16 protein-coding genes are annotated in these 22,365 nt (G+C 67.3%); 14 read left to right on the top strand and 2 right to left on the bottom strand.

What is annotated here, in order from left to right:
* Positions 1–2 precede the first annotated feature (2 nt).
* Positions 3–2,948 carry a TonB-dependent receptor gene (locus ASC81_RS06215; protein WP_082536282.1) on the bottom strand — a complete coding sequence of 982 codons (2,946 nt, stop codon included), beginning with the start codon at positions 2,946–2,948 and terminating at the stop codon, positions 3–5.
* A gap of 564 nt (positions 2,949–3,512) precedes the next feature.
* Between ASC81_RS06215 and kduD the strand changes: the two genes are divergently transcribed.
* From kduD to ASC81_RS06165, 10 genes are all read left to right on the top strand, one after another.
* Positions 3,513–4,274, top strand: a complete 762-nt coding sequence (gene kduD / locus ASC81_RS06210) for a 2-dehydro-3-deoxy-D-gluconate 5-dehydrogenase KduD (protein WP_056263818.1) — start codon at positions 3,513–3,515, stop codon at positions 4,272–4,274.
* Between the two features lie 115 nt (positions 4,275–4,389).
* Entirely contained in the window at positions 4,390–5,559 is a 1,170-nt protein-coding gene (locus ASC81_RS06205; RefSeq protein WP_056263817.1) for an oligogalacturonate lyase family protein, read from the top strand.
* Positions 5,556–6,653 carry a pectinesterase family protein gene (locus ASC81_RS06200; protein ID WP_056263816.1) on the top strand — a complete coding sequence of 366 codons (1,098 nt, stop codon included), beginning with the start codon at positions 5,556–5,558 and terminating at the stop codon, positions 6,651–6,653. The genes ASC81_RS06205 and ASC81_RS06200 overlap by 4 nt, the downstream gene beginning before the upstream one ends.
* Positions 6,650–7,882: a polysaccharide lyase family 1 protein gene (locus ASC81_RS06195; protein WP_056263813.1), complete on the top strand. Its 1,233-nt coding sequence runs from the start codon at positions 6,650–6,652 to the stop codon at positions 7,880–7,882. The genes ASC81_RS06200 and ASC81_RS06195 overlap by 4 nt, the downstream gene beginning before the upstream one ends.
* A gap of 53 nt (positions 7,883–7,935) precedes the next feature.
* Positions 7,936–8,742, top strand: a complete 807-nt coding sequence (gene kdgR, locus ASC81_RS06190; protein WP_056263812.1) for a DNA-binding transcriptional regulator KdgR — start codon at positions 7,936–7,938, stop codon at positions 8,740–8,742.
* A gap of 357 nt (positions 8,743–9,099) precedes the next feature.
* The gene (locus ASC81_RS06185; RefSeq protein WP_056263810.1) at positions 9,100–10,119 is read left to right on the top strand and encodes an NADP-dependent oxidoreductase; all 1,020 of its coding nucleotides are present in this window, start codon (positions 9,100–9,102) and stop codon (positions 10,117–10,119) included.
* Complete coding sequence (locus ASC81_RS06180) at positions 10,119–10,562, top strand: GNAT family N-acetyltransferase (protein ID WP_056263808.1); 444 nt, start codon at positions 10,119–10,121, stop codon at positions 10,560–10,562. The genes ASC81_RS06185 and ASC81_RS06180 overlap by 1 nt, the downstream gene beginning before the upstream one ends.
* Positions 10,559–11,446, top strand: a complete 888-nt coding sequence (locus ASC81_RS06175; protein WP_056263806.1) for an SDR family oxidoreductase — start codon at positions 10,559–10,561, stop codon at positions 11,444–11,446. The genes ASC81_RS06180 and ASC81_RS06175 overlap by 4 nt, the downstream gene beginning before the upstream one ends.
* A gap of 291 nt (positions 11,447–11,737) precedes the next feature.
* Complete coding sequence (locus ASC81_RS06170; RefSeq protein ID WP_056263804.1) at positions 11,738–13,249, top strand: MFS transporter; 1,512 nt, start codon at positions 11,738–11,740, stop codon at positions 13,247–13,249.
* A 54-nt stretch (positions 13,250–13,303) separates the two neighbouring features.
* A complete protein-coding gene (locus tag ASC81_RS06165) occupies positions 13,304–14,563 on the top strand; it encodes a TIGR03862 family flavoprotein (RefSeq protein WP_056263802.1) in 1,260 nt (419 codons plus the stop codon).
* Here the strand turns inward: ASC81_RS06165 and ASC81_RS06160 are convergent.
* Positions 14,543–15,298 (bottom strand): SDR family NAD(P)-dependent oxidoreductase, encoded by a 756-nt coding sequence (locus tag ASC81_RS06160; RefSeq protein WP_056263800.1) that lies wholly within the window; start codon positions 15,296–15,298, stop codon positions 14,543–14,545. The genes ASC81_RS06165 and ASC81_RS06160 overlap by 21 nt on opposite strands.
* Before the next feature lie 132 nt (positions 15,299–15,430).
* On the opposite strand from ASC81_RS06160, the gene ASC81_RS06155 reads away from it, so the two are divergent.
* The 4 genes from ASC81_RS06155 (at position 15,431) to ASC81_RS06140 (ending at position 22,259) form a co-directional block, all read left to right on the top strand.
* Positions 15,431–16,318, top strand: coding sequence for an AraC family transcriptional regulator (locus tag ASC81_RS06155; protein WP_056263798.1), 888 nt, complete (start codon positions 15,431–15,433; stop codon positions 16,316–16,318).
* An 86-nt stretch (positions 16,319–16,404) separates the two neighbouring features.
* Complete coding sequence (locus tag ASC81_RS06150) at positions 16,405–18,732, top strand: Tex family protein (RefSeq protein WP_056264374.1); 2,328 nt, start codon at positions 16,405–16,407, stop codon at positions 18,730–18,732.
* A gap of 166 nt (positions 18,733–18,898) precedes the next feature.
* Positions 18,899–21,151, top strand: a complete 2,253-nt coding sequence (locus tag ASC81_RS06145) for a TonB-dependent siderophore receptor (protein ID WP_162245861.1) — start codon at positions 18,899–18,901, stop codon at positions 21,149–21,151.
* A 19-nt stretch (positions 21,152–21,170) separates the two neighbouring features.
* Positions 21,171–22,259 (top strand): patatin-like phospholipase family protein, encoded by a 1,089-nt coding sequence (locus ASC81_RS06140; protein WP_056263794.1) that lies wholly within the window; start codon positions 21,171–21,173, stop codon positions 22,257–22,259.
* Positions 22,260–22,365: the final 106 nt, after the last annotated feature.

Below are 22,365 nucleotides of genomic sequence, written 5' to 3'. Positions count from 1 at the left end.
GGCTAGAACTTGTAGCGGGCGCCAACCGCGAACTCGCGGCCGGTGTAGTGGTTGACCACCACGTTGTTCATCGCACGCGAGATGAACTGGTCGTTGGGCTGGTTGGTCAGGTTGATGGCCTCCAGCGTGAACTCCAGCTGCTTGGAGTACTTGTAGCCCAGCGACATGTCGACGTTGAAGGTCTTGTTCTTGCCCGCCACGTCCTGGTTGTTGCCGGCCGGGACGGTGTTGAGGAAGGCCGAGCGCGCCGAGCCGGACACGCGGCCACTGAAGGTGCCGTCGTCGTAGTAGACCGACAGGTTCCAGGAGCGCGGCGACAGATTGATCAGGTCCTCGGTCACCGTGGTCGTGGTCAACGCGGTGGCCGACAGCACGTACTCCATCTTGGACTTGACCTGCGTGAAGTTGGCCAGCACGCCGAAGTTCTTGCCGATGCCGGGCAGGAAGGTGAACGGCTGCTGCACGTTGATCTCGAAGCCGGAGAGCTTGCCGCCATTGCTGTTGATCGGCGCGCTGACGCGGAAGATCTCATCACCGGTGAAGTTCGTCGGCAGCAACGACATCGGCAGGCCGGTCTGGTTGAAGGCCATGTCGCGACCCCGGGTCAACACGAAGCTGCTGATGTCCTTGTGGAAGACGCCCAGGCCGACGAAGGCGTTCCTGGAGTGATACCACTCAAGGCTGGCGTCGGCCGTGGTGGCGCGATAGGGGTCCAGCGCGGGGTTGCCGCCGGTGTAGCTCAGCGTGCCGGTGGTGCTGAGCGTGCCGCCGGGGTTCAGGCTCTGCAGCGGCGGGCGCGACATGACCTTGGCGGCTGCCACGCGCAGCATCAGGTCACGGGCCAGGCTGACCGACAGGTTGGCGGAGGGCAGCCAGTCCTTGTAGGTGCGCTCGGCCGTGACCGCGCTGCCGCCGCCGGTGGCGAGGTAGCCGGTGGCAGAGATGGCCGTCTTCACATGGCGGGCGCCGAGGTTGCCCTTGATCGGGAAGCCGCCCAGGCGGGTGTCGAACTCGGCCTGCAGCCAGGCGCCGGTGTCGGTCTCGGTGATGGCGCGGTTGCCGCCGCGCGCATTGCCGTTGGTGATGGAGGTCAGGCGGTAGTCGCCGGGACCGCCGGCGGGGCCGTTCTGCAGGCAGTTGCAGTAGATGTCGTAGGCCGAGGCGATGGCGGGCAGGCTGGGAATGACCCAGGAGGTCACCGAGCCGGCCGGCAGGTTCTGGCCCTTGCCGAAGCCGTCAAGCGTCGTCACCAGGCTGTTGGGCAGCACGTTGGCCGGCAATGCGGTCATGGTCTCGACCGTGCGGCGCATGTCGAAGCTGTTGAAGCTGAACTGCTTGTAGCTGACGCCACCCTTGACCGTCAGCGCCGAGTTCACATCCCAGGCCAGGTCGACGGTCAGCACGTCCTGGCGGTTTTTCACGCCGTTGGGGCGGATGCGGACTTCGCTGGGCGTGAAGTTGGTGATGCTGGTCGCACCCACCGGCACGCCGTAGATCGCGAAGCCGCCGCTGGACGTGCTGGGGTTGAGGGTGCCGTACTTGATCAGCGGCGCGCGGTCGTCGCTGCGGGCGTCGTACTCGTAGCCGTTGACGTTGGGCGCCTCCAGCGTGGTGGTGGTCTGGACGGGGTTGTTGAAGCGCGACGTGGCGCGGCCGCCGCGCACGGTCAGCTTCATGGCGTCGCCGATGTCCTGCTCGATGGTCAGGGTCGGCTGGCTGAACTCGGTGCTGAGCTCGTCGAAACGCTGCTCGGAGCGGATGTCCACACCGTTGAACTTGCCGTAGACCAGTTGGCCGCTGGGCGCGAACTCGGCCGCAACGACGCTGGTCTGCTGCTTGCCACCGGCCGACAGCGCACGGCTGAAGGAGATGGCTTCCAGGAAGTCTTCCTGGCGGGTCGCATCGAGCTTGCTGTAGAGCATGTCGAAGGTCAGCAGCATCGTGTCCGACGGCCGAACCTGGACGGAGCCCGTCAGGCCCAGGCGGGACTGGTCATGCGTGAGGCGGCCGTAGCGCGGCAGGCGCGGGTGGAAGTTGGTGGCCTTGCTGGCTTCGTTGTAGGCGGCCAGGTTCTCCGGCGTGTTGGGCAGGCGGGCCACACCTTGGGCAGCGGGGCCGCAGGTGGTGGCGGTGGAGCCGGTCGGCAGGTTGGCCGTGACGCCCTGCGGCGGGCACCAGCCGCTGACGGCATTGCCACTGGACGGGCCGTTGTCCCAGCGCACCGTGCTGAAGCCTTCTTCGTAGATCTTGCGCTGCGAATAGGCGCCCGACAGCAGCACGCCGATCTTCTTGTCGGCGAAGGTGTTGGAGATCAGGAAGGAGGTCTTGGGCGTGGTCGTGCCCGACAGCTGGTTGTAGGTGCCCTTGACCGAGACGGCGGCCACGAAACCCTTCATGTCGAAGGGGCGCGCGGTCTGGAGGTCGATGGTGGCGCCCAGCGAGCCTTCGTCCACGTCGGCCGAGCTGCTCTTGCGCACGGTCAGCGAGTTGAAGAGGTCGGCGGCGAAGACGTTGAAGTCAAACGCGCGGGTGCGGTTCGCGCCGCCGGAGCTGTCGGTGCCGCCGGTGGTGGCCAGCGCCTCGATGCCGTTGATGCGAGTGCGGGCGAAGTCGCCGCCCAGGCCGCGCACGGTGATGTTGCGGCCTTCGCCGGCGTCACGGTCAATGACGACGCCCGGGATGCGCTGCAGCGACTCGGCGAGGTTGGTGTCCGGGAACTTGCCCATGTCCTCGGCCTTGATGACATCGACGATTCCCTTGTCCTGGCGCTTGGCGTTCAGCGCGCTTTCCAGCGACGCGCGGATGCCGGTGACCGTGACGGTCTCCAGCTGGGCCGACGCGGCCGGTGCGGTCTGGGCCCAGGCAGGCGCGGCGGACAGCGCGGCAAGGGCGGCGGCCATGGCGACCGGGCGCACGGCAGGGCGGTGGGATGAACGGAATGCGGGCATGGGTGTCTCCTGGTACAGGCCGCCTGCGCGCTTTGGCGCGTCGGCGGCTCTCGGGTTATGCAAGGCTTTGTGTCAAACCCGGGCGCACGCAGGGCACCCGTAATCTCTGCGCCGGCGACGCTGCAGTGCGAGCGCCGGCTCTTGTCACGTCGCGCCTACAGGTAGGCGCTGCGACAAGGGGAAAACTGCTCCAGCAGAGCCGCAGCGGCGCCCGGCGCGGCAACGCGGCGGGACTTCCGGATCGCGTCGTCGTCGGGGAAGCAAGTGCTCATGGTCGTGCTCGTTTGGCTGGCTTGTGAACGATGATAGGTGCAAGCTGGCAAAATCGGAACACCGGTTCACTAAATAGAAACCATGATTCCGCAACACTTGGAGCCCACCTAAGCTCTGGTTGTCCAGGAATTTGGAACCGCGTTTCAACTCTACCGGTCTCACCTGCAAGCCCGCAACGCCCTGCACGGAAATCTGCCACGCAAGTCACGGCGACAGCCACCACAGGCCACGCCGACCCACTGGGCCATGGCCTCCAGCCCATGACCACCCTGCCCTGAACGGAAAAACAAAATGGTGCTCGACAACTTCAATCTGGCCGGCAAGACGGCCATCGTGACCGGCTGCAACACCGGCCTCGGCCAGGGCATGGCGCTGGCGCTGGCACAGGCCGGCGCTGACGTCGTCGGCGTCAACGTCTCCGAACCCGACGAGACCAAGGCCGGCGTCGAGGCCCTGGGCCGCCGCTTCCTCGACCTGCGCGCCAACCTGGGCGACACCAGTTGCATCCCTGACCTGGTGGCCCAGGCCAAGGCGCTGAACGGCGAGGTGCACGTCCTCGTCAACAACGCCGGCATCATTCGCCGAGAGGACGCCATCAAGTTCTCGGAGGCGGACTGGGACGATGTGATGGACCTGAACCTGAAGTCGGTGTTCTTCCTGTCGCAGGCCGTGGCCAAGGTCTTCATGGCCCAGGGCAAGGGCGGCAAGATCGTCAACATCGCATCGATGCTGAGCTTCCAGGGCGGCGTGCGCGTGCCTTCGTACACGGCCAGCAAGAGCGGTGTCATGGGCATCACGCGCCTGATGGCCAATGAATGGGCTTCGCACGGCATCAACGTCAACGCCATCGCCCCAGGCTACATGGCCACCAACAACACCGCCGCGCTGCGCGCCGACGAGCAGCGCAACGGCGCCATCCTCGACCGCATCCCCGCCGGCCGCTGGGGCAAGCCCGAGGACCTGGCCGGCCCGGTCGTGTTCCTGGCATCGACGGCGTCGGACTACGTCAATGGCTACACCATCGCCGTGGACGGCGGCTGGCTCGCGCGCTGAGAAAAAACCAAAGGCAACCACAGAGGCACAGAGCCACGGAGCAAATGCAAGTCGGCTGCTTCTCTGTGCCTCTGTGGCTCCGTGGTTGCATTTCTGCACTTGATTCATCCACGCCATGAAATCCACGGAACGCAAGTTTGAATTCCTCACCCGCGAGGACCCCGACACCGGCGCGCGCGTCACGCGCCTGACGCCGCCCGATGTCACCTGCCATCGCAACTACTTCTACCAAAAGTGCTTCACGAACGACGGCGCCAAGCTGATGTTCGGCGGTGAGTTCGGCCCGCAGCCCAGCCCGAACTGGAACCTGCACCTGCTGGACCTGCCCTCACAGACGGCCATCCAGCTGACCGACGGCGCGGGTGAGAACACGTTCGGTGCCTTCATGAGCCCGGACGACCGCTTCGTCTACTTCGTGCGCGGCGACCGCAACCTGATCCGCCTGGAGCTGTCGACTCTCAAGGAAGAAGTCGCCTACGTCGTGCCCGACGGCTGGGTGGGCTACGGCACCTGGGTGTCCAACAGTGCCTGCACGAAGATGGTCGGCATCGAGATCTCGGCCGCCGACTGGTTCCCGCTGAACACCTGGCAGAAGTTCAACGAGATGTTCCACAAGCGGCCGCTGTGCCGCCTGTTCAGCGTCGACCTGGCGACGGGCAAACGCACCGTCATCCTGGAACAGCGCGGCTGGCTGGGCCACCCGCAGTACCGCCCCTTCGACGACAACACCGTCGCCTACTGCCACGAAGGCCCGCACGACCTGATCGATGCGCGCATGTGGTTCATCAACGAGGACGGCACTAACCGCCGCTGCGGCAAGGAACACCTCGACGGCGAGAGCTGCACGCACGAGTTCTGGGTGCCGGACGGCAGTGCCATGATCTACGTCAGCTACAACGTCAAGTCGCCCGAGCGCTGGATCTACAGCCTGGACCCGGTCACGCTGGAGAACAAGCTGCTGACCGCCATGCCGCAGTGCTCGCACCTGATGAGCAACCACGACGGCACCTTGATCGTCGGCGATGGCGTGGGCAAAGTCAGCCATGACAGCACGGCCAGCAACGCGATGCTGGTGGGCGACCCCTATCTGCACCTGTTCGACCTGAAGGCCGGCACGACGCGGCCCATCGCCAGGCATGACAGTGGCTGGGACGTCTACAAGGACAACCGCCAGGTCACGCACCCTCACCCGAGCTTCACACCGGACAACAAGCAGGTGCTGTTCAGCTGCGACAAGGAGCGCGACAGCGGCGTCGAGCCGGCCCTCTACCTGGCGGACCTGTGAAGCGCGCACTGGCCCTGCTGGGTTTGCTTGCAGTCACGGCAGTTCACGGGCAAGCACGCCCGCAGCTGCCGGCCGAGCGGGCCGCCGCGCATACCGCGGCGGCCTACCTCGGCGACTGGCAGCCCGCAGCGCTGGCTGACCTCGGCGTCACGCCGCCCGACTTCGTCGTCAAGCCGGGCGAGTCCGTGCAGGCCGCCATCGACAAGGTGCCGGATCAGGCCAAGGAGGGCGACAAGCGCTGGGTGATCCACATCCAGCCCGGCACCTACCGCGGCCCGCTGTGCATCAAGGACAAACCGCCGCTGGCGTTGGTCGGCTCGGCGCTGGACGCCGGCGCCGTCGTGCTGGTGGACAACCGCTTCTCCGGCAAGCCCAAGGGCGAGACCGAGCCCGCCCACCCGTGCTGGCCCGAGTTGGGCAAGACGACCATCGGCACCAGCGGCAGCACCAGCATGCTGGTGCAGAGCAACGACGTGCAGCTGATCTCGCTGACCATCGCCAACGACGCCATGGACGGCGTGCGCCGCGGCGAGGCCTACCCGCCCGGCGTCGGTGAAAGCGGCGGCGCACAAGCGGTGGCACTGACGCTGATGGGCGACCGCATCCAGCTCGAAGGCGTGCGGCTGCTGGGCCACCAGGACACGCTGTATGCCAAACGCCGCGCACCGGACGCGCCCGCACGGCAGCTGATCCGCCACAGCCTCGTCGCCGGCGACGTGGACTTCATCTTCGGCAATGCCGTGCTTGTCATCAGCCACAGCACCATCCTGAGCCGCGCCAACCGCCGCGCGCCCGGCCAGGGCGGCATCGTGCTGGCACCCAGCACGGCGCCCGACACGCCGCAAGGCTTTCTCGTCACGCACAGCCGCTTCGTCGGCGAACCGGGTCTTGCCGTCGGCAGCGCCGCCATCGGCAGGGCCTGGGATGCAGGCGTCAAGCACGGCACCTGGGCGGCAAGCGTCAGCCCCAATGGGGTGGCCGTCGTGCGCGACAGCGAGATCGGCGCCCACATCGGCCCCTGGACCACCAGCACCTCGCGCCGGCCGTTCGACGCCGCGACCAACCGCCTTTTCGAGTTCAACAACCGCCCATGAACCTGACCCGCCGCGACCTGATCGCACTCGCCGCCCTGCCCGCCGTCGGCGCCTGCGCGACGCTGCCCGAACAAGCCGGCCCGCTGGGCTGGGCCGGTGTCGGCAAGACCACCGGCGGCGCCGGTGCCAGGCCGGAGCACATCGTCGACGTGCGCGACCGCGCCGGCCTGGATGCAGCGCTGCGCCTGGGCGACGTACCCAAGATCATCCGCGTGCACACCTTGATCGACCTGGGCCCGGGCGGCGTCGAGTCCTTCCGCGACCCGGCCTTCGACTTCGACGCCTTCGACCGCGCCTTCAATCCCGCCACCTGGGGCCGCGACGATCCCAAGGGCCCGCTGGAAGACGCCCGCGCCCGCTCCGCCAAACGGCAGGCGCAGGCCATCTCCGTGCGCCTGCCGTCCAACACGACGCTCATCGGCGCCGCGCCAGGCGCCGGCTTCCAGCACGGCGCGCTGATCCTGAACAAGGTCAGCAACATCATCATCCGGGACCTGAGCTTCTCGGACGCGTATGACCACTTCCCCGCGTGGGAGCCGCGCGACAACGGCCATGGCGAGTGGAACTCGGCCTATGACCCACTGAGCCTCACCGGTGCCGAGCGCGTCTGGGTAGACCACTGCCACTTCGACGACGGCAAGCGCCCCGACCACCTCGAACCCGTCCGGCTCGGGCGCCGCGTGCAGCACCACGACGGCCTGCTCGACATCACTCTTGCCAGCGACCTGGTCACCGTGTCCTGGTGCCGCTTCCGCGACCACGACAAGACCATGCTGATCGGCGGTAGCGACAGCAACGTCGGCGACGACGGCAAGCTGCGCGTGACGCTGCACCACAACCACTTCCACGCCTGCAAGGAGCGCACGCCGCGGGTGCGCTTCGGCCGCGTGCACCTGGCCTGCAATCTCTACAGCGCCGACCGAGCCGAGGACTTCGGCTATTCCCTGGGCGTGGGCTTCCAGTCGCGCGTCGTCGCGGAATCCAATGCCTGGGAACTGCCCGCCGGCATCGCACCCGGCCAGCTGATCCGGCGCCTGAAGGGCACGGCACTCGCCGACCGCGGCGGCAACCGCCTCAATGGCCGACCCGTGGTGCTGTCCACCGAGGGCCTGTCACCCGACGTCGGCTGGCGGCCGGAGGACGTCTACGACACCACGGCGCTGCGCCCGGCCGACCCCAATCGTCTTGTTGAGCAAATACGCACTGGCGCGGGTCCGCGCCGCGCCTGAGTCAGAATCCGTCTCTCCGAATCCCGGAACAAGCGCCCGAAAGAATCAAAACGATGGACGAAGACATTGGCGATTCAAAGCAACCGGAATCGGTTGCGGCGGTACTCAAGGTGTTCGCCATCCTGAATGCGCTTGGCGAACGCAGTGACATCGGTATCACTGAACTGTCGGTGCGCCTGGCCATGCCCAAGGCCACGGTCTACCGTTTCCTGCAGACGATGAAGAGCCTGGGCTATGTGCGCCAGGAGGCCGACAGCGAGCGCTACGGCCTGGCCATGCGCATGTTCGAGATTGGCGCCAAGGCCCTGCCCTCGCCCGAGCTGGTCGACCTGGCTAAGCACCACATGCAGATGCTGGCCGACGCCACCGGCGAGACCGTCCACCTGGGCAGCCTGATCGACAGCGAGATCATCTACATCCACAAGGTCGACTCGCGCCACATGCTGGGCATGTACTCGCGCATCGGCCGCCGCGCGCCGCTGCACTGCACGGCCATCGGCAAGGTGCTGATGGCCTGGGAGCACCCCGAGCGCCGGGATCGCATCCTCGACGGCGCCACCTTCACGCGCTTTCGCGAGAAGACCATCACCGAACGCCCGGCCTTCCTGGCCGAACTGGCCACCGTCAAGCGCCAAGGCTTCGGCGAGGACCGCGAGGAATTCGACGACCACATCCGCTGCCTGGGCGTTCCCATCTTCGACCGCCTGGGGCAGCCCATCGCGGGCATGAGCGTGTCCTTCCCGACCTTCCGCTTCGATGTCGAGAAGGCGCCCGAGGTCGTCAAGATGCTGCAGAACGCCAGCAAGGACATCTCCGAGAAGCTCGGCTGCACGAACTTTCCGATCACGATCGGCGGTTGAGCTGACGCCCAGGGCCTGTTAACACTGCGGCAGTGGGTCGCGTTGTGGCCAGAAAGGCCGCGAGCAAGGCGCAAAGCGGAGCCGGGTTGGACACCCGGCGAGCATTTGCAACGCCGCGCGCGGCCTTTCTGGCCACAACCCGAAGGGAAGGCCTGCCGCCAGGGGCCACTCGGCGTTGCGCCACTTGCCCGCACATCAGTGCGGGCGGCGTGTCGCGCCTTGATTGGCCCCTGGCGGCAGGCCTTCGCGACCCATTGCCGTAGCGTTAACAGGCCCTAGTTCGTTGTCGCCCCAGGGACGCAGGGGGCCCTGGCGCGGTGCTTCAATGGCGGCTGTTGCTTGAAGAGACAGCCCACCATGAGCCAAATCAATCGCCAGATCGTCCTCGCCTCGCGCCCCAAGGGCGAGGTCACGCCCGAGAACTTCCGCCTCGTCGAGGCGCCGCTCGCCGCGCTGACCAACGGTCAGGTGCGCGTGCGCAACCACTTCCTGAGCCTCGACCCCTACATGCGCGGCCGCATGAACGAGAGCAAGAGTTACGCGGCCTCGCAGCCGCTGGACGAGGTGATGATCGGCGGCACGGTCGGTGAGGTGGTCGAGTCGAAAAACGCCAACTTCGCCGTCGGCGACAAGGTCGTCGGCATGGGCGGGTGGCAAGAATTCCAGACCGTCGATGCGACGCAGCGCGGCGTGCTGCAAAAGGTCGACACGACCCACATCCCCCTGTCCGCCTACCTCGGCTCGGTCGGCATGCCCGGCGTGACGGCCTGGTACGGCCTGATGAAGATCATCAACGTGAAGGCCGGTGAAACGGTCGTCGTCAGCGCCGCCAGCGGCGCCGTGGGCAGCGTCGTCGGCCAGCTCGCCAAGGCGCGCGGCGCCCGCGCGGTGGGCATCGCCGGCGGCACCGACAAATGCCGCTACGTCGTCGAGGAGCTGGGCTTCGACGCCTGCATCGACTACAAGCAGCACGCCGATGTGCGCTCGCTGTCCGCGGCATTGAAAGCCGAGTGTCCGAACGGCATCGACGGTTACTTTGAGAACGTGGGCGGCTACATCCTCGACGCCGTGCTGCTGCGTGCCAATGCCTTCAGCCGCGTGGCCATGTGCGGAATGATCTCGGGTTACGACGGCCAGCCCATTCCGATGGCGGCGCCCCAGCTCATCCTCGTCAACCGCATGAAGGTCGAGGGCTTCATCGTGTCCGAGCACATGGAAGTCTGGCCCGAGGCGCTGAAGGAGCTGGGCGGCATGGTCGCCACCGGCAAACTCAAGTTCCGGGAATCCATCGCCGAAGGCCTCGCCTCGGCGCCCGAAGCTTTCATCGGTCTGCTCAAGGGCAAGAACTTCGGCAAGCAGCTGGTGAAATTGACTTGATGCGCTGGACCTGCCTGCGCTTTGATGAGCTGAGCGTGCAGCAGCTCTACGACGTGCTGGCGCTGCGCTCCGAGGTCTTCGTCGTCGAGCAGAACTGCGTGTTTCTCGACATCGACGGGCTGGACCCGCTGACGCTGCACCTACTCGGCAGCAGTGACGACGGCGCCCTCAAGGCCTATGCGCGGCTGATCCCGCCTGACGTGAAGGCGCCGGACGCCCTCATCGGCCGCGTCGTCACGTCGCCTGCCGCGCGCGGCGGCGGCACCGGCCGTGTGCTGATGGCCGAGGCCGTCGCGAAGTGCGAGCGGTTGTGGCCTGGCCATGCCATCACGCTGCATGCCCAGGCGCATCTGGAGCGCTTCTACGGCAGCTTCGGCTTCGGGCCGGTCGGCGATCCCTACATCGAGGACGGCATCCCCCACATCGAGATGAGAAAGCCATGACGAAGAAAACCGCAGTGATCACCGGCGCCGGCTCCGGCTTCGGCCTCGAAACCGCCCGCCTCGCCGCAGCACGCGGCATGAACCTCGTTCTCGTCGACGTGCAGGCCGATGCGCTGGAGAAAGCCGTCGCGGAGTTCAGCCAGGTCGAAGTCCTGTCCCGCGTCGTCGATGTCGCCAGGGCCGACCAGATGCAGGCGCTGGCCGACGCCGTGCAGGAACGCTTCGGCGCGCCCCACTTCGTCTTCAACAACGCCGGCGTCGGCTCGGGCGGCCTGATCTGGGAGAACTCGCTGGCCGACTGGGAATGGGTGCTGGGCGTCAACCTGATGGGCGTCGTGCACGGCGTGCGCCTGTTCACGCCCATGATGCTGGCCGCGGCAAAAGCCGACGCGAACTACGCGGGCCACATCGTCAACACCGCCTCCATGGCAGGCATGCTGAACCCGCCCAACATGGGCGTCTACAACGTGTCCAAGCACGCGGTCGTGTCGCTGTCGGAGACGCTCTATCAAGACCTGTCCCTCGTCACCGACCAGATCCACGCCTCGGTGCTCTGCCCCTTTTTCGTGCCCACCGGCATCAACCAGAGCCACCGCAACCGCCCGGGCGAGTTCGCTGTCAGCAAGCCCACCAAGAGCCAGCTGATCTCCCAGGCGCAGACCGACAAGGCCGTGTCCTCCGGCAAGCTGACCGCTGCCGACGTGGCGGCGATGGTCTTCGACGCCATCGACCACAACAAGTTCTACATCTTCAGCCACCCCCAGGCGCTGGCCGGCGTGCAGACGCGGCTGGAAGACGTCATGCTGCTGCGCAACCCGACCGACCCGTTCGCCGACCGGCCCGAGATCGGCGCCGGTTTGCGGGCCAAGCTGCGGGCCGATTGAGCCCGCCCGGCGGGGCCGACCGCCGGGCGGCCTCGCCCCCGCTGGCGCCACGCTAGCGGGACGACACGCTTTTGCTGATCAAGCCAATGACAGGCGCGCCGGATCGGGCGCGGCCTGCGGCCGCGCTGCGCGTCGCGACAGCTGGAAGGCGCTGAAATTCCGCCGTTGATCGTGGCGGCGCTCAGGGTTCACGACAGGCCACGACGCATCAGCAAATGGGATACTTGTCTCACGGAACGACAGGCCACAAAAAATGAAACTGCCTTCCATTCCAACAAGAGACAGCATTTCATGAGCAGAACGATCTCGTTGAAGCACACGCTGAGCTACGGCAGTGCCAACCTGCTGGGCAGCGGCGCCCTGGCCATTGCATCGGCCTGGCTGCTCTATTTCTACACGACCTTCTGCGGCCTCACGGTGGTCGAGGCGGCCACGATCTTCGCGGTGGCCAACATCATCGATGCCATCAGCAACCCGGTGATCGGCTATGTCAGCGACAACTTCTACAACACGCGACTGGGCCGCAAATTCGGGCGTCGACGATTTTTCATCCTGCTCGGTATTCCGGCGGTCCTGATTTATCCGCTGCTGTGGCTCGAAGGTTTCGGGTTCTGGTACTACCTGAGCATGTTCGTGCTGTTCGAGCTGGTTTACACCATGATCATGGTGCCGTATGAAACCCTAGCCACCGAGATGACCGACGATTTCGCCGTGCGCTCCAAGCTCACGGGTTCCAAGGCCATGTTCGGCAAGGTCGCCAACTTCCTGGCCGCCTTCATCCCGGCCCAGCTGTTCCTGGTCTACAGCAAGGATTCGGCCACGCCCTTCCTGCTGACCGGCATCATCTACGCCCTCATCATGTGTGGCGCCATGGCGGCCCTCTACTTCATGTCCTGGGAGCGGCCCGTGCACGAGGTGGTGCAGGAGCGTGCCGGCAGCTTGTGGCAAGCGCTCAAGAAGCTGTGCAAGGACATGCTGTCCACCTTCCACCTGAAGATATTCCGCAAGCACCTCGGCATGTATCTGCTGGGGTTTGGTGCGGAATGGCTGTTCGCCTCGATATTCACCTACTTCATCATCTTCGCCATCGGCCAGGACAAGGCCACGGTTGGTTATCTGAACAGTTTCAGCTCGGTGATGCAGTTGATATCGACCATGCTGTTCATCGGCCTGTGCATCAAATTCGGTTTTGCCCGGCCGTACCGGATTGCCCTGCTGGTCGTCTGCGGCAGCGTGCTGGCCTACGCGGCGCTGTTCTATCTCGGCTGGTCCAAGGAGACCACCGTCATCGCGCTGTTCGCCATCACCGCCGTGTTCGGCCTGGGCACCGGCGGCGTTTACTACATCCCCTGGACGGTCTACACCTTCCTGGCCGATGTCGACGAGGTGCTGACCGGCCGCCGGCGCGAAGGCATCTATGCCGGCGCGATGACCTTCGCCGGCAAGATCACCCGCTCGATCATCGTTTTCGCGATGGGCTGGGTGCTGGGTCAATTCGGCTTCCTGTCGGGCCAGGCCACACAGCCGGACACGGCCGTCAACGCCATCGTCGGCATCTTCACGCTGGGCGTGATCGCCCTGGGCCTGGGCGGCGTCTACTACACCTACCAGATGAAGCTGGACCGCAAGAACCATGCGGTCCTGCTGCAGGAGATTGCCCGCATCAAGGCCGGTGGCCGCATCGCCGACGCCCCTGCCGAAGCCCGCGCCGTCGCGGAGGAGTTGACCGGCTGGAAGTACGAACAGTGCTGGGGCAACAACGCGCTGGCGCCCGAGGGGTCGAACGCGACGGTCAGGGCCTGAACGGCGGGAACGTCTCCATCGGGGCGCTGACCGAACGGGTTCCTAGAATCCGGCATGCATCCCAATGAAGTTCTCATGGCCGACATCGCCATCATCGGCGGCGGCCCCGCCGGCCTGATGGCGGCCGAGGGGCTGGCCGCCGCGGGCCACGCCGTCACCGTCTTCGACGCCAAGCCCAGCGTCGGCCGCAAGTTCCTGCTGGCCGGCAAGGGCGGCCTCAACCTGACCCACTCCGAACCGTTCGAGCTCTTCGTCGGCCGCTTCCGCGAGCGCGCGACGCACATCGAGCCGCTGCTGCGCAGCTTCGATGGCGACATGCTGCGTGACTGGGCTGCCGGTCTGGGCGTCGAGACCTTTGTCGGCACTTCCGGCCGCGTCTTTCCCACGGACCTCAAGGCCGCGCCGCTGCTGCGGGCCTGGCTGCATCGCCTGCGAGCTGCGGGCGTGAAGTTCGCAATCCGCCACCGCTGGACCGGCTGGGCGGAGGACGGCGCCTTGCGCTTCGACGCGCCCGATGGCGAGCGACTCGTCAAGCCGCGCGCGACCTTGCTGGCGTTGGGCGGCGCCTCCTGGCCGCAGCTCGGCTCCGACGGCGCCTGGGCGCCCTGGCTGGCGGCGCGCGGTGTCGACATCGCACCGCTGCAGCCGGCCAACTGCGGCTTCGATGTCGGGCCGACGGCCGCCCACCCGAGCGGCGCGGGCTGGAGCGAGCGCTTCGCCACCGAGTTTGCGGGCCAGCCCATCAAACCGGTCGCTTTGGAGGCCGAAGGCTTTGCCAAGCGCGCCGGCGAGTTCGTCATCACGGCCACCGGCATCGAGGGCTCGCTCGTCTACGCGGTCAGCAGCCTGCTGCGCGACCAGATCACGCGCACCGGCTCGGCCACGCTGCACCTCGATCTGCTGCCCCAGCTCAGCCCCGAGCGTGTGTTCACCGAGGTGAGGCACCCACGCGGCAGCCGCTCGCTGTCGTCGCACCTGAAGAGCCGCCTGCACCTGAACCCGCTCAAGCTCGGCCTGCTGCACGAGCTGCTGACCCGCGAACAGATGCTCGATCCCGTGCAGCTGGCTGCCGCGATGAAGCACCTGCCGTTAACGCTGCATGCCCCGCGCCCGGTGGCTGAAGCGATCAGCACGGCCGGCGGCGTGCGCTTCGAGGCGCTGACCGACGGCCTGATGCTGAAGGCGCTGCCCGGCGTATTCGTTGCAGGTGAGATGCTGGATTGGGAAGCACCCACCGGCGGCTACCTGCTGACCGCCAGCATGGCCAGCGGTCGGGTGGCGGCTCAAGGTCTCCTAGATCGCCTGGCCGCCTGACACCTCGATGCGCTGGGCGTTCACCCAGCGGTTGTCCGCCGACAGCAGGCTGGCCACCATCGGCCCGATGTCGTCGGGGACGCCGGCGCGGCCCAGCGCCGTCATGCCGGCGAACAGCTGGTTGACCTCGGCGTTGTCCCGCACCGCGCCGCCGCCGAAATCGGTCTCGATGGCGCCCGGCGCCACCGTGTTGACCGCGATCCCGCGCGCGCCCAGCTCCTTGGCCAGGTAGACGGTCAGCACCTCGACCGCGCCTTTCACCGCGGCGTAAGCGCCGTAGCCGGGAAAGGACACGCGGGTCAGGCCCGACGACAGGTTGACGATGCGACCGCCGTCGGCCAGCAGCGGCAGCAGCGCCTGCGTCAGGAAGAACACGCCCTTGAAGTGGACGTTGACGAGGCCGTCGAACTGCGCCTCGGTGGTGTCGGCGATCAGCGCATGGTCGCCATGGCCGGCGTTGTTGACGAGGTGGTCGAACGTCGCGCGCGCCCAGTGCTGGCGTAGCGCCGCACGCAACTGTTCGGCAAAGGCAGCGAAGCCGGCGACGTCCGCCACGTCCAGGCGCAACGCGACCGCCTGGCGGCCGAGCGCGCGGATCTCGGCCACCAGGGCCTCGGCCGCATCCGCGCGGCGCTGGTAGGTGATGACGACGTCGCCGCCGCGGCGGGCGATGCTGAGGGCGGTGTTGCGGCCGAGGCCGCGGCTGGCACCGGTGATGAGGCTGATGGTGGTCATGAAGGCTCCTTTGAACGAAGGCCTTCATGCTCGGCGCGCAAGCCCCGGCGCGGTTGCCGGAAGCTGCCCATCCCTTGCCTGATCCCGCCGCAGCAGGCATCCAACGTGCGCCCCCGCTGTAGGCTGCCGGCCATGAACGACTTGCTCGATGCTGTCCGCCGCCACGCCGACGCCCGGGCCGACGCCCACGGCATCGCGCCCACCTCCATCGCCGGCTTGACCACCGTGCGGGCCACCGTGCCCGGCGGTCTGGTCTATGCCATTTCGCGGCCGCTGGTGGCGCTGCTCATGCAGGGCGGCAAGCAGGTCACGCAGGGCGCGCAGGTGCTGGACCTGTCGGCCGGCGAGTCGCTGCTGATCACGGCCGATGTGCCAACGGTCAGCCAGGTCACGCGCGCATCGCTGGCCGAGCCCTATTACTCGCTGGTGCTGGAGCTGGACCCGGCCGTCATCGCCGAGTTGACCGGGCAGATGCAAGCCGGCGCACCAGCGCAGACCGCGGCCGTGCGCACGCTGCCTACCGACGCCGAAGTGGCCGGCTCGGGGTTGCGGCTGCTGCAGTTGCTGGACCGGCCGGAGGCCGTGCCGGTGCTGCAGGCCTCGCTGCTGCGCGAGCTGCACTACTGGCTGCTGGCCGGCCGGCATGGCGCGGCGATCCGCCGACTGGGCTGGCCGGGCGGGCATGCCGAACGGATAGGCCGCGCCGTGGCGCTGCTGCGGCGCGAATACGCCAGCCGCTGGAGCGTCGAGCAACTGGCTGACGTGGCCGGCATGAGCGCCTCCGCCTTCCACCGCCATTTCCGTGCGACGACCTCACTGTCGCCGTTGCAGTTCCAGAAGCAGTTGCGGCTGATCGAGGCCAGGCGGCTGATGCTGGCGGAGGGCCTGCTCGCCAGCAGCGCCGCCTTTGCCGTGGGCTACGAAAGCGTGCCCCAGTTCACGCGCGAGTACGGTCGCCTGTTCGGCCAGCCGCCGGTGCGCGACGTGGCCGCGGCGCGGCTCGGCGCCCAGGCCGCCTGAGCAGGGCCGGCGCGGGGGCCGCATGGCAAAATCGCGGGCTTTTTGCCGCGCTGAACCGCCATTCCGAGGCCCCCGTTTTGGACCACTTGATCTCCCAACTGATCGTCTCCCAGATTGCCGCCGAGCTGAAGGTCAGGCCCGCCCAGGTGCAGGCCGCTGTCGAGCTGCTGGATGGCGGCGCCACCGTGCCCTTCATCGCCCGCTACCGCAAGGAAGCCACCGACGGCCTCGACGACATCCAGCTGCGTGAGCTGGATTCGCGCCTCGTCTACCTGCGCGAGCTGGCCGAACGTCGCGAAGCGGTGCTCAAGAGCATCGCCGAGCAAGGCAAGCTGACGCCCGAGCTGGAGGCCGCGGTACGCGCTGCGCCGGCCAAGCAGGAACTCGAAGATCTCTACCTGCCTTACAAGGTCAAGCGCCGCACCAAGGGGTTGATCGCCCGAGAGGCGGGGCTAGAACCGCTGGCGGACAAGCTGTTTGCCAACCCGGCGCTGACGCCGCTCGATGAAGCCGCCAGCTACATCAACGCCGAGGCCGGTTTTGCCGACGCCCATGCGGTGCTCGACGGCGTGCGCGACCTGCTGGCCGAGCGCTGGGCCGAGGACGCCGTGCTGGTGGGCAAGCTGCGGGAGTGGCTGTGGGACGTCGGCCTGTTCCAGTCCAAGCTGATGGACGGCAAGAGCCCCGACGTGCCGGACCACGCCAAGTTCCGCGACTACTTCGACTACGCCGAAACCATCAAGACCGTGCCCTCACACCGCGCGCTGGCCGTTTTCCGTGGCCGGACGCTGGAGCTGCTCGACGCCAAGCTGGTGCTGGACGAAGAAGTCGTCGCAGGCCAGCCCACGCTGGCGGAAGGCCGCATCGCAAGCCACCTCGGCTGGCGCCACGCCAACCGCCCCGGCGACGCGCTGATCCGCAAGACCATCGGCTGGACCTGGAAGGTCAAGCTGAGCCTGAGCCTGGAGCGCGACCTGTTCGCCCGCCTGCGTGAAGCGGCGGAGGCCACGGCCATCAAGGTCTTTGCCGAGAACCTGCGCGACCTGCTGCTGGCGGCGCCCGCCGGCAAGCGCGTCGTCATGGGGCTGGACCCGGGCATCCGCACCGGCGTGAAGGTGGCCGTCGTCTCCGACACGGGCCGCGTGCTGGACACGTCCACCGTCTACCCGCACGAGCCGCGGCGCGACTGGGATGGCAGCCTGCACACGCTGGCCAAGCTCTGCGCCACGCATGGCGTCAACCTGATCGCCATCGGCAACGGCACGGCCAGCCGTGAGACCGACAAGCTGGCCGGTGAGCTCATCAAGAAGCTGCAGGCGCTGGACGCTAACGTGCAGATCGAGCGCGTGGTCGTCAGCGAGGCCGGCGCGTCGGTCTACTCGGCGAGCGAGTTCGCGTCCAAGGAGCTGCCTGACCTGGATGTCAGCCTGCGCGGCGCGGTGTCCATTGCCCGCCGACTGCAAGACCCGCTGGCCGAGCTGGTCAAGATCGACCCGAAGAGCATCGGCGTTGGCCAGTACCAGCACGACGTCAACCAGAGCGAGATGGCGCGCGCGCTGGATGCGGTTGTCGAGGACTGCGTGAACAAGGTCGGCGTGGACCTGAACACCGCGTCGCAGGCGCTGCTGGCGCGGGTGTCGGGCCTGTCGGCGTCGGTGGCCAGCAGCATCGTGCGCTGGCGCGACGCCAACGGCGCCTTCCGCAGCCGCCAGCAGCTGCTGGACGTGACGGGCCTGGGCCCCAAGACGTTTGAGCAAGCCGCCGGCTTCCTGCGCATCCGCGGCGGCGACAACCCGCTGGATTTCAGCGGCGTGCATCCCGAGACCTATCCGCTGGTCGAGAAGGCGCTCGGCATCCTGCAGCGCCCGGCCGCCGACGTCGTCGGCCGCAGCGAGGTGCTGCGCACCCTCAAGCCCGAATTGCTGGCGGACGAGAAGTTTGGGCTCATCACCGTCAAGGACGTGCTGGCCGAGCTGGAGAAGCCCGGTCGCGACCCGCGTCCGGACTTCAAGGTGGCGCGCTTCAACGAGGGTGTCGAGGACGTCAGGGACCTGCAGCCCGGCATGCTGCTGGAAGGCACGGTCAGCAACGTTGCGCAGTTCGGCGCCTTCGTCGACCTGGGCGTGCATCAGGACGGCCTTATCCACGTCAGCCAGCTGTCGAACAAGTTCGTCACCGACGCGCGCGAGGTGGTCAAGACCGGCGACATCGTCAAGGTGAAGGTGCTGGAGGTCGACCTGGCGCGCCAGCGCATCTCGCTGACGATGAAGCTGGATGCGCAGGCGCCGCGCGGGCCCAAGCCCGACAACGCCTTCCGCCCCGCCGCCCGCAATGAGCGCCCGAGCGGCGGCGGGCGCGACGCCCAGCCGGCCGGCGGCGCGATGGCTGCTGCGTTTGCCAAGCTCAAGCGCTGAAAGGCTGACCTTCGGCATCATTCACCAGCGGCTGCCATGATTGCGGCCTGCACCGCCGAGCGTCGATTGATGCCTCGGAACTTGCAACCGGTCGCAGCATCGCTGCGCCCCGGCACACGCGCCGCTAATGTGCGCGCCGCCCCCACCCCGTCTTCCGGAGCGTCCTTTGAAATCCCCCGTCTTCGCCTCGCTGCTTTTGCTCAGCCCCGCCCTGGTCCTGGCACAGCAGGAGGTTGACCGCGCTGCCACCCCCGCCGCGCCCGGCAACCAGCTGGAGCGCGTCTCGGTGACGCGCCAGCAGACCGACACCGACCTGCGCCGCCGCGAGCCCGTGGCCAAGCAGCTCTACGGGCGCGACGAGCTGGACAAGTACGGCGACACGCAATTGAGCGACGTGCTCAAGCGGCTGCCCGGCATCAATGTCTCCGGCGGTCAGCTGCGCATGCGTGGCCTCGGCGGCGCCTACACGCAAATCCTCGTCAACGGGGAGCCCGCGCCCCCGGGCTTCAGCCTCGACAACCTCAACCCCGCCCAGGTCGAACGCCTGGAAGTCAGCAAGGCACCGACGGCTGACCAGAGCGCCCAGGCCATCGCCGGCACGCTGAACATCATCTTGAAGGACGCACCGCGCGTGGTGCAAAAGGACCTGCGGGTCGGCCTCGCCTATGCGAGTGAGAAGCCGGTCGTGAACGCCGGATTCACTTACGGTGACCGCATCGTGGGCGGCCTGGGCTTCGTGCTGCCCATCAACTTCCAGCAGTGGAATTTCGTCAACAAATCTGAGGGAGAGCGCGTTCGCGATGGCGGCCTGACGGGCCTGCGCAATGCCGGCCGCGACCGCGCCTACGGCCACAACATCAACATCGCGCCACGCTTGAACTGGAAGCTGGGCGACGACGAGACGCTGAGCCTGCAAGGCTTCTTCATCAACAACCAGTTCCGCAACGAGGGCAGCAACACCACCGATGTGCTGTTCTCTGACCCGGCCACGCCCAGCAAGAGCGTGCTGCCGCCCAGCCTGCTCGACACCACGCGCAACCGCGGCACCTTCGCCGCTCAACGCGTCAACCTCCAGTACAACAACCGGTTCAGCGAAGACCGCCGCATCGAGCTGCGCGCCGGTGCGGGCAGCGGTGGCGCCGACTTCGACTTCGGCTTCTTCGGCCGCAATGCCGCCGGCGCGCCGGCCATCGACCGTTTCACTTCCGGCAAGAACCGCAACCGCAATGCGACGCTGTCGGGCAAGTACAGCCAGTACGCTGGCGAGGCGCATACCGTCACGACCGGCGCCGAGTTGGAGCGTCGCACCCGCGACGAGACGCGCAGCACCAAGCAGATCGACTACCGCAAGGCCAACCCTGCACTCGAGGACCTGCTGACCGGCGTGGAAGGACAACCCTTTGACGCAACGATCATGCGCAGTGCCATCTACGTGCAGGACGAGTGGGAAATCAACCCGCAATGGTCGGCGTATGGCGGCGTGCGCCATGAGCAGATCAAGATGGGCAGCGAGGGCATCGGGAGCCAGTTCAGCAGCACCAGCAAGGTCACCACCCCGCTGCTGCACTTGAACTTCAAACCCAACCCCAAGGGCCGCGACCTGGTGCGCGCCAGCTTGACGCGCAGCTACAAGGCAGCGGACGTACAGCAGCTCATCGCCCGCCCGACGGTCAACACGGACTACGAGGTTCGCGGCCCGGATGCGCGCATCAACACCGAGCTGGGCCCCGACCGCATCGGCAACCCGCGCCTCAAGCCCGAGCTGGCCACCGGTCTGGACATCGCCTACGAGAAATACTTGCCAGCCGGTGGCTTGGTGTCGGTCGGCGTCTTCCACCGTCGCATCACCAATCTGATCCGCACTGACCGCCCGCGCCTGATGACTGTGGACTACGCGGACACCCAGCGCTACGTCATCACCCAGGTCAACCTCGCCAAGGCGACGACCCAGGGCCTGGAGCTGGAAATCAAGGGCCGCGCCAGCGAGCTTTTCCCAAGCCTCTTCGATCCCAGCACCGCGCTGAATATGCGCGCCTCGCTGAACGTCTACCGCTCGCGGGTGGCTGATATTCCCGGCCCCGACAACCGGCTGGAGGGCCAACAACCCTGGCAGTTCAACTTCGGCGCGGACTACCGACTCAAGAGCTTGCCGATCAACATGGGCTTCAGCGCGCAGATCGCCCCGGAGTTCGATGTCAGGCAGAGCGTCATCCAAAGCCAGACTTCGCTGGCCTCGCGTTCGCTGGACGCCTTTGCGGCCATGCAGGTCAGTAAGCAGGACAGCGTGCGAGTCAGCGTCAACGGCCTGTTCCAGCCCAAGCAGGGCACGCGCGTCGTCATCATCGACACGCCGGACTACAACCTGAACCGTCGTCAGCCGGTGGCCTGGTGGTCGGTGAACTGGGAACACAAGTTCTGATCGCGGCTATCTTCCCGGCATGAGTTCGGGCGCCCTGCAGGTCTTTGCCGGCCCGGCCGCGAAAGCGCGGCTGGCCGAGCGGGGCCTGCGCGCGGAGGACGTCGGCCTGATTCCGGCCGCTGCGGGTGGTCCCAAGGGCCTGATCCTCAACGGCCTGGACCGTTTCATCTTTGGCGACTGGCTGGCGCAGAGCCGCCAGACCGTCCACCTCGTCGGCGCCAGCATCGGCGCATGGCGCATGGCGACCGCAGCGTTGGCCCATCGCGACGTTGCCGAAGCGTTCAATGTGATGGCCGAGGCCTATGTGACGCAGCAGTACGACGTGCTGCCAGGCGAGAAGCGCCCGCGCCCCGAGGGCGTCAGCAAACGCTTCGGCGAGATCTTGGGCGAGATCTTCGAAGGCCGTGAATCGGAGGTGCTGGCCCATCCACGGCTGCGGCTGCACGTGATCACGTCGCGCGGCCGCGCTGGTCTGCTGGCGCGCGAAGGGAGGTTGCGCACGCCTCTGGGTTACCTCGGCGCGTTTGCGGCCAACGCCGTGTCGCGCCCGTTGCTGGGCCGCTTTCTTGAGCGCGTGGTCTTCTCCGACCCACGCGACCCTCTGCCGCTGAAGTTGAACGACTTCACCACCCGCGAGGTGCATCTGTCGCGCGCCAACCTGCGCGGTGCGCTGCTGGCCAGTTGCTCCATCCCCTTCTGGCTGCAGGCCCAGCACGACCTGCCCGGCGCGCCGCGCGGCGCCTACTGGGACGGCGGCATCACCGACTACCACCTGCATCTGGACTACCGCGCGCTGCAGTCGTCGACCGCACCGCTGGTGCTCTACCCGCACTTCCAGCGCCAGGTGGTGCCGGGGTGGCTGGACAAGGCGCTTAAATCCAGACACGGCTCGACGGCCTTTCTCGACAACGTCGTGCTGCTCTGCCCGTCGCCCGAGTGGATCGCCGGGCTGCCAGGCGCCAAACTGCCCGACCGCAACGACTTCATTGCGTTGGACGCCGAGGAGCGCCGCCGCCGCTGGCGCATGGCCGCGGTGGAAAGTCAGCGCCTGGCCGACCAATTCGCGGCGTTGGCGCAGCGCGACTCCGTTTCGGCCCTGCCGCTTTAGAATCGCGCCTCCCTCCCCTTACAAGAGCGAGAAAGGCACCCTGGTTATGACACCGCGAACTACGACCACCACCTTCACCGGTAACTAGTCGGCCGCGGCACGTCAC

It is taken from the genome of Pelomonas sp. Root405 (genome assembly GCF_001425165.1).
Classification (GTDB): Bacteria; Pseudomonadota; Gammaproteobacteria; order Burkholderiales; family Burkholderiaceae_C; genus Pelomonas.
Note: the sequence above shows the minus strand (reverse complement) of the source record. Positions and strands in the feature narration are given on the sequence as shown.

Bases quoted from the DNA above. Each gene is read 5' to 3' on its own strand.
- ASC81_RS06155 (WP_056263798.1), top strand. From the start codon at position 15,431: ATGAACGACTTGCTCGATGCTGTCCGCCGCCACGCCGACGCCCGGGCC.
- ASC81_RS06175 (WP_056263806.1), top strand. From the start codon at position 10,559: ATGACGAAGAAAACCGCAGTGATCACCGGCGCCGGCTCCGGCTTCGGC.
- ASC81_RS06140 (WP_056263794.1), top strand. From the start codon at position 21,171: ATGAGTTCGGGCGCCCTGCAGGTCTTTGCCGGCCCGGCCGCGAAAGCG.
- ASC81_RS06195 (WP_056263813.1), top strand. From the start codon at position 6,650: ATGAACCTGACCCGCCGCGACCTGATCGCACTCGCCGCCCTGCCCGCC.
- ASC81_RS06170 (WP_056263804.1), top strand. From the start codon at position 11,738: ATGAGCAGAACGATCTCGTTGAAGCACACGCTGAGCTACGGCAGTGCC.
- ASC81_RS06160 (WP_056263800.1), bottom strand. From the start codon at position 15,298: ATGACCACCATCAGCCTCATCACCGGTGCCAGCCGCGGCCTCGGCCGC.
- kdgR (WP_056263812.1), top strand. From the start codon at position 7,936: ATGGACGAAGACATTGGCGATTCAAAGCAACCGGAATCGGTTGCGGCG.
- ASC81_RS06215 (WP_082536282.1), bottom strand. From the start codon at position 2,948: ATGCCCGCATTCCGTTCATCCCACCGCCCTGCCGTGCGCCCGGTCGCC.
- kduD (WP_056263818.1), top strand. From the start codon at position 3,513: ATGGTGCTCGACAACTTCAATCTGGCCGGCAAGACGGCCATCGTGACC.
- ASC81_RS06205 (WP_056263817.1), top strand. From the start codon at position 4,390: ATGAAATCCACGGAACGCAAGTTTGAATTCCTCACCCGCGAGGACCCC.
- ASC81_RS06185 (WP_056263810.1), top strand. From the start codon at position 9,100: ATGAGCCAAATCAATCGCCAGATCGTCCTCGCCTCGCGCCCCAAGGGC.
- ASC81_RS06180 (WP_056263808.1), top strand. From the start codon at position 10,119: ATGCGCTGGACCTGCCTGCGCTTTGATGAGCTGAGCGTGCAGCAGCTC.
- ASC81_RS06165 (WP_056263802.1), top strand. From the start codon at position 13,304: ATGCATCCCAATGAAGTTCTCATGGCCGACATCGCCATCATCGGCGGC.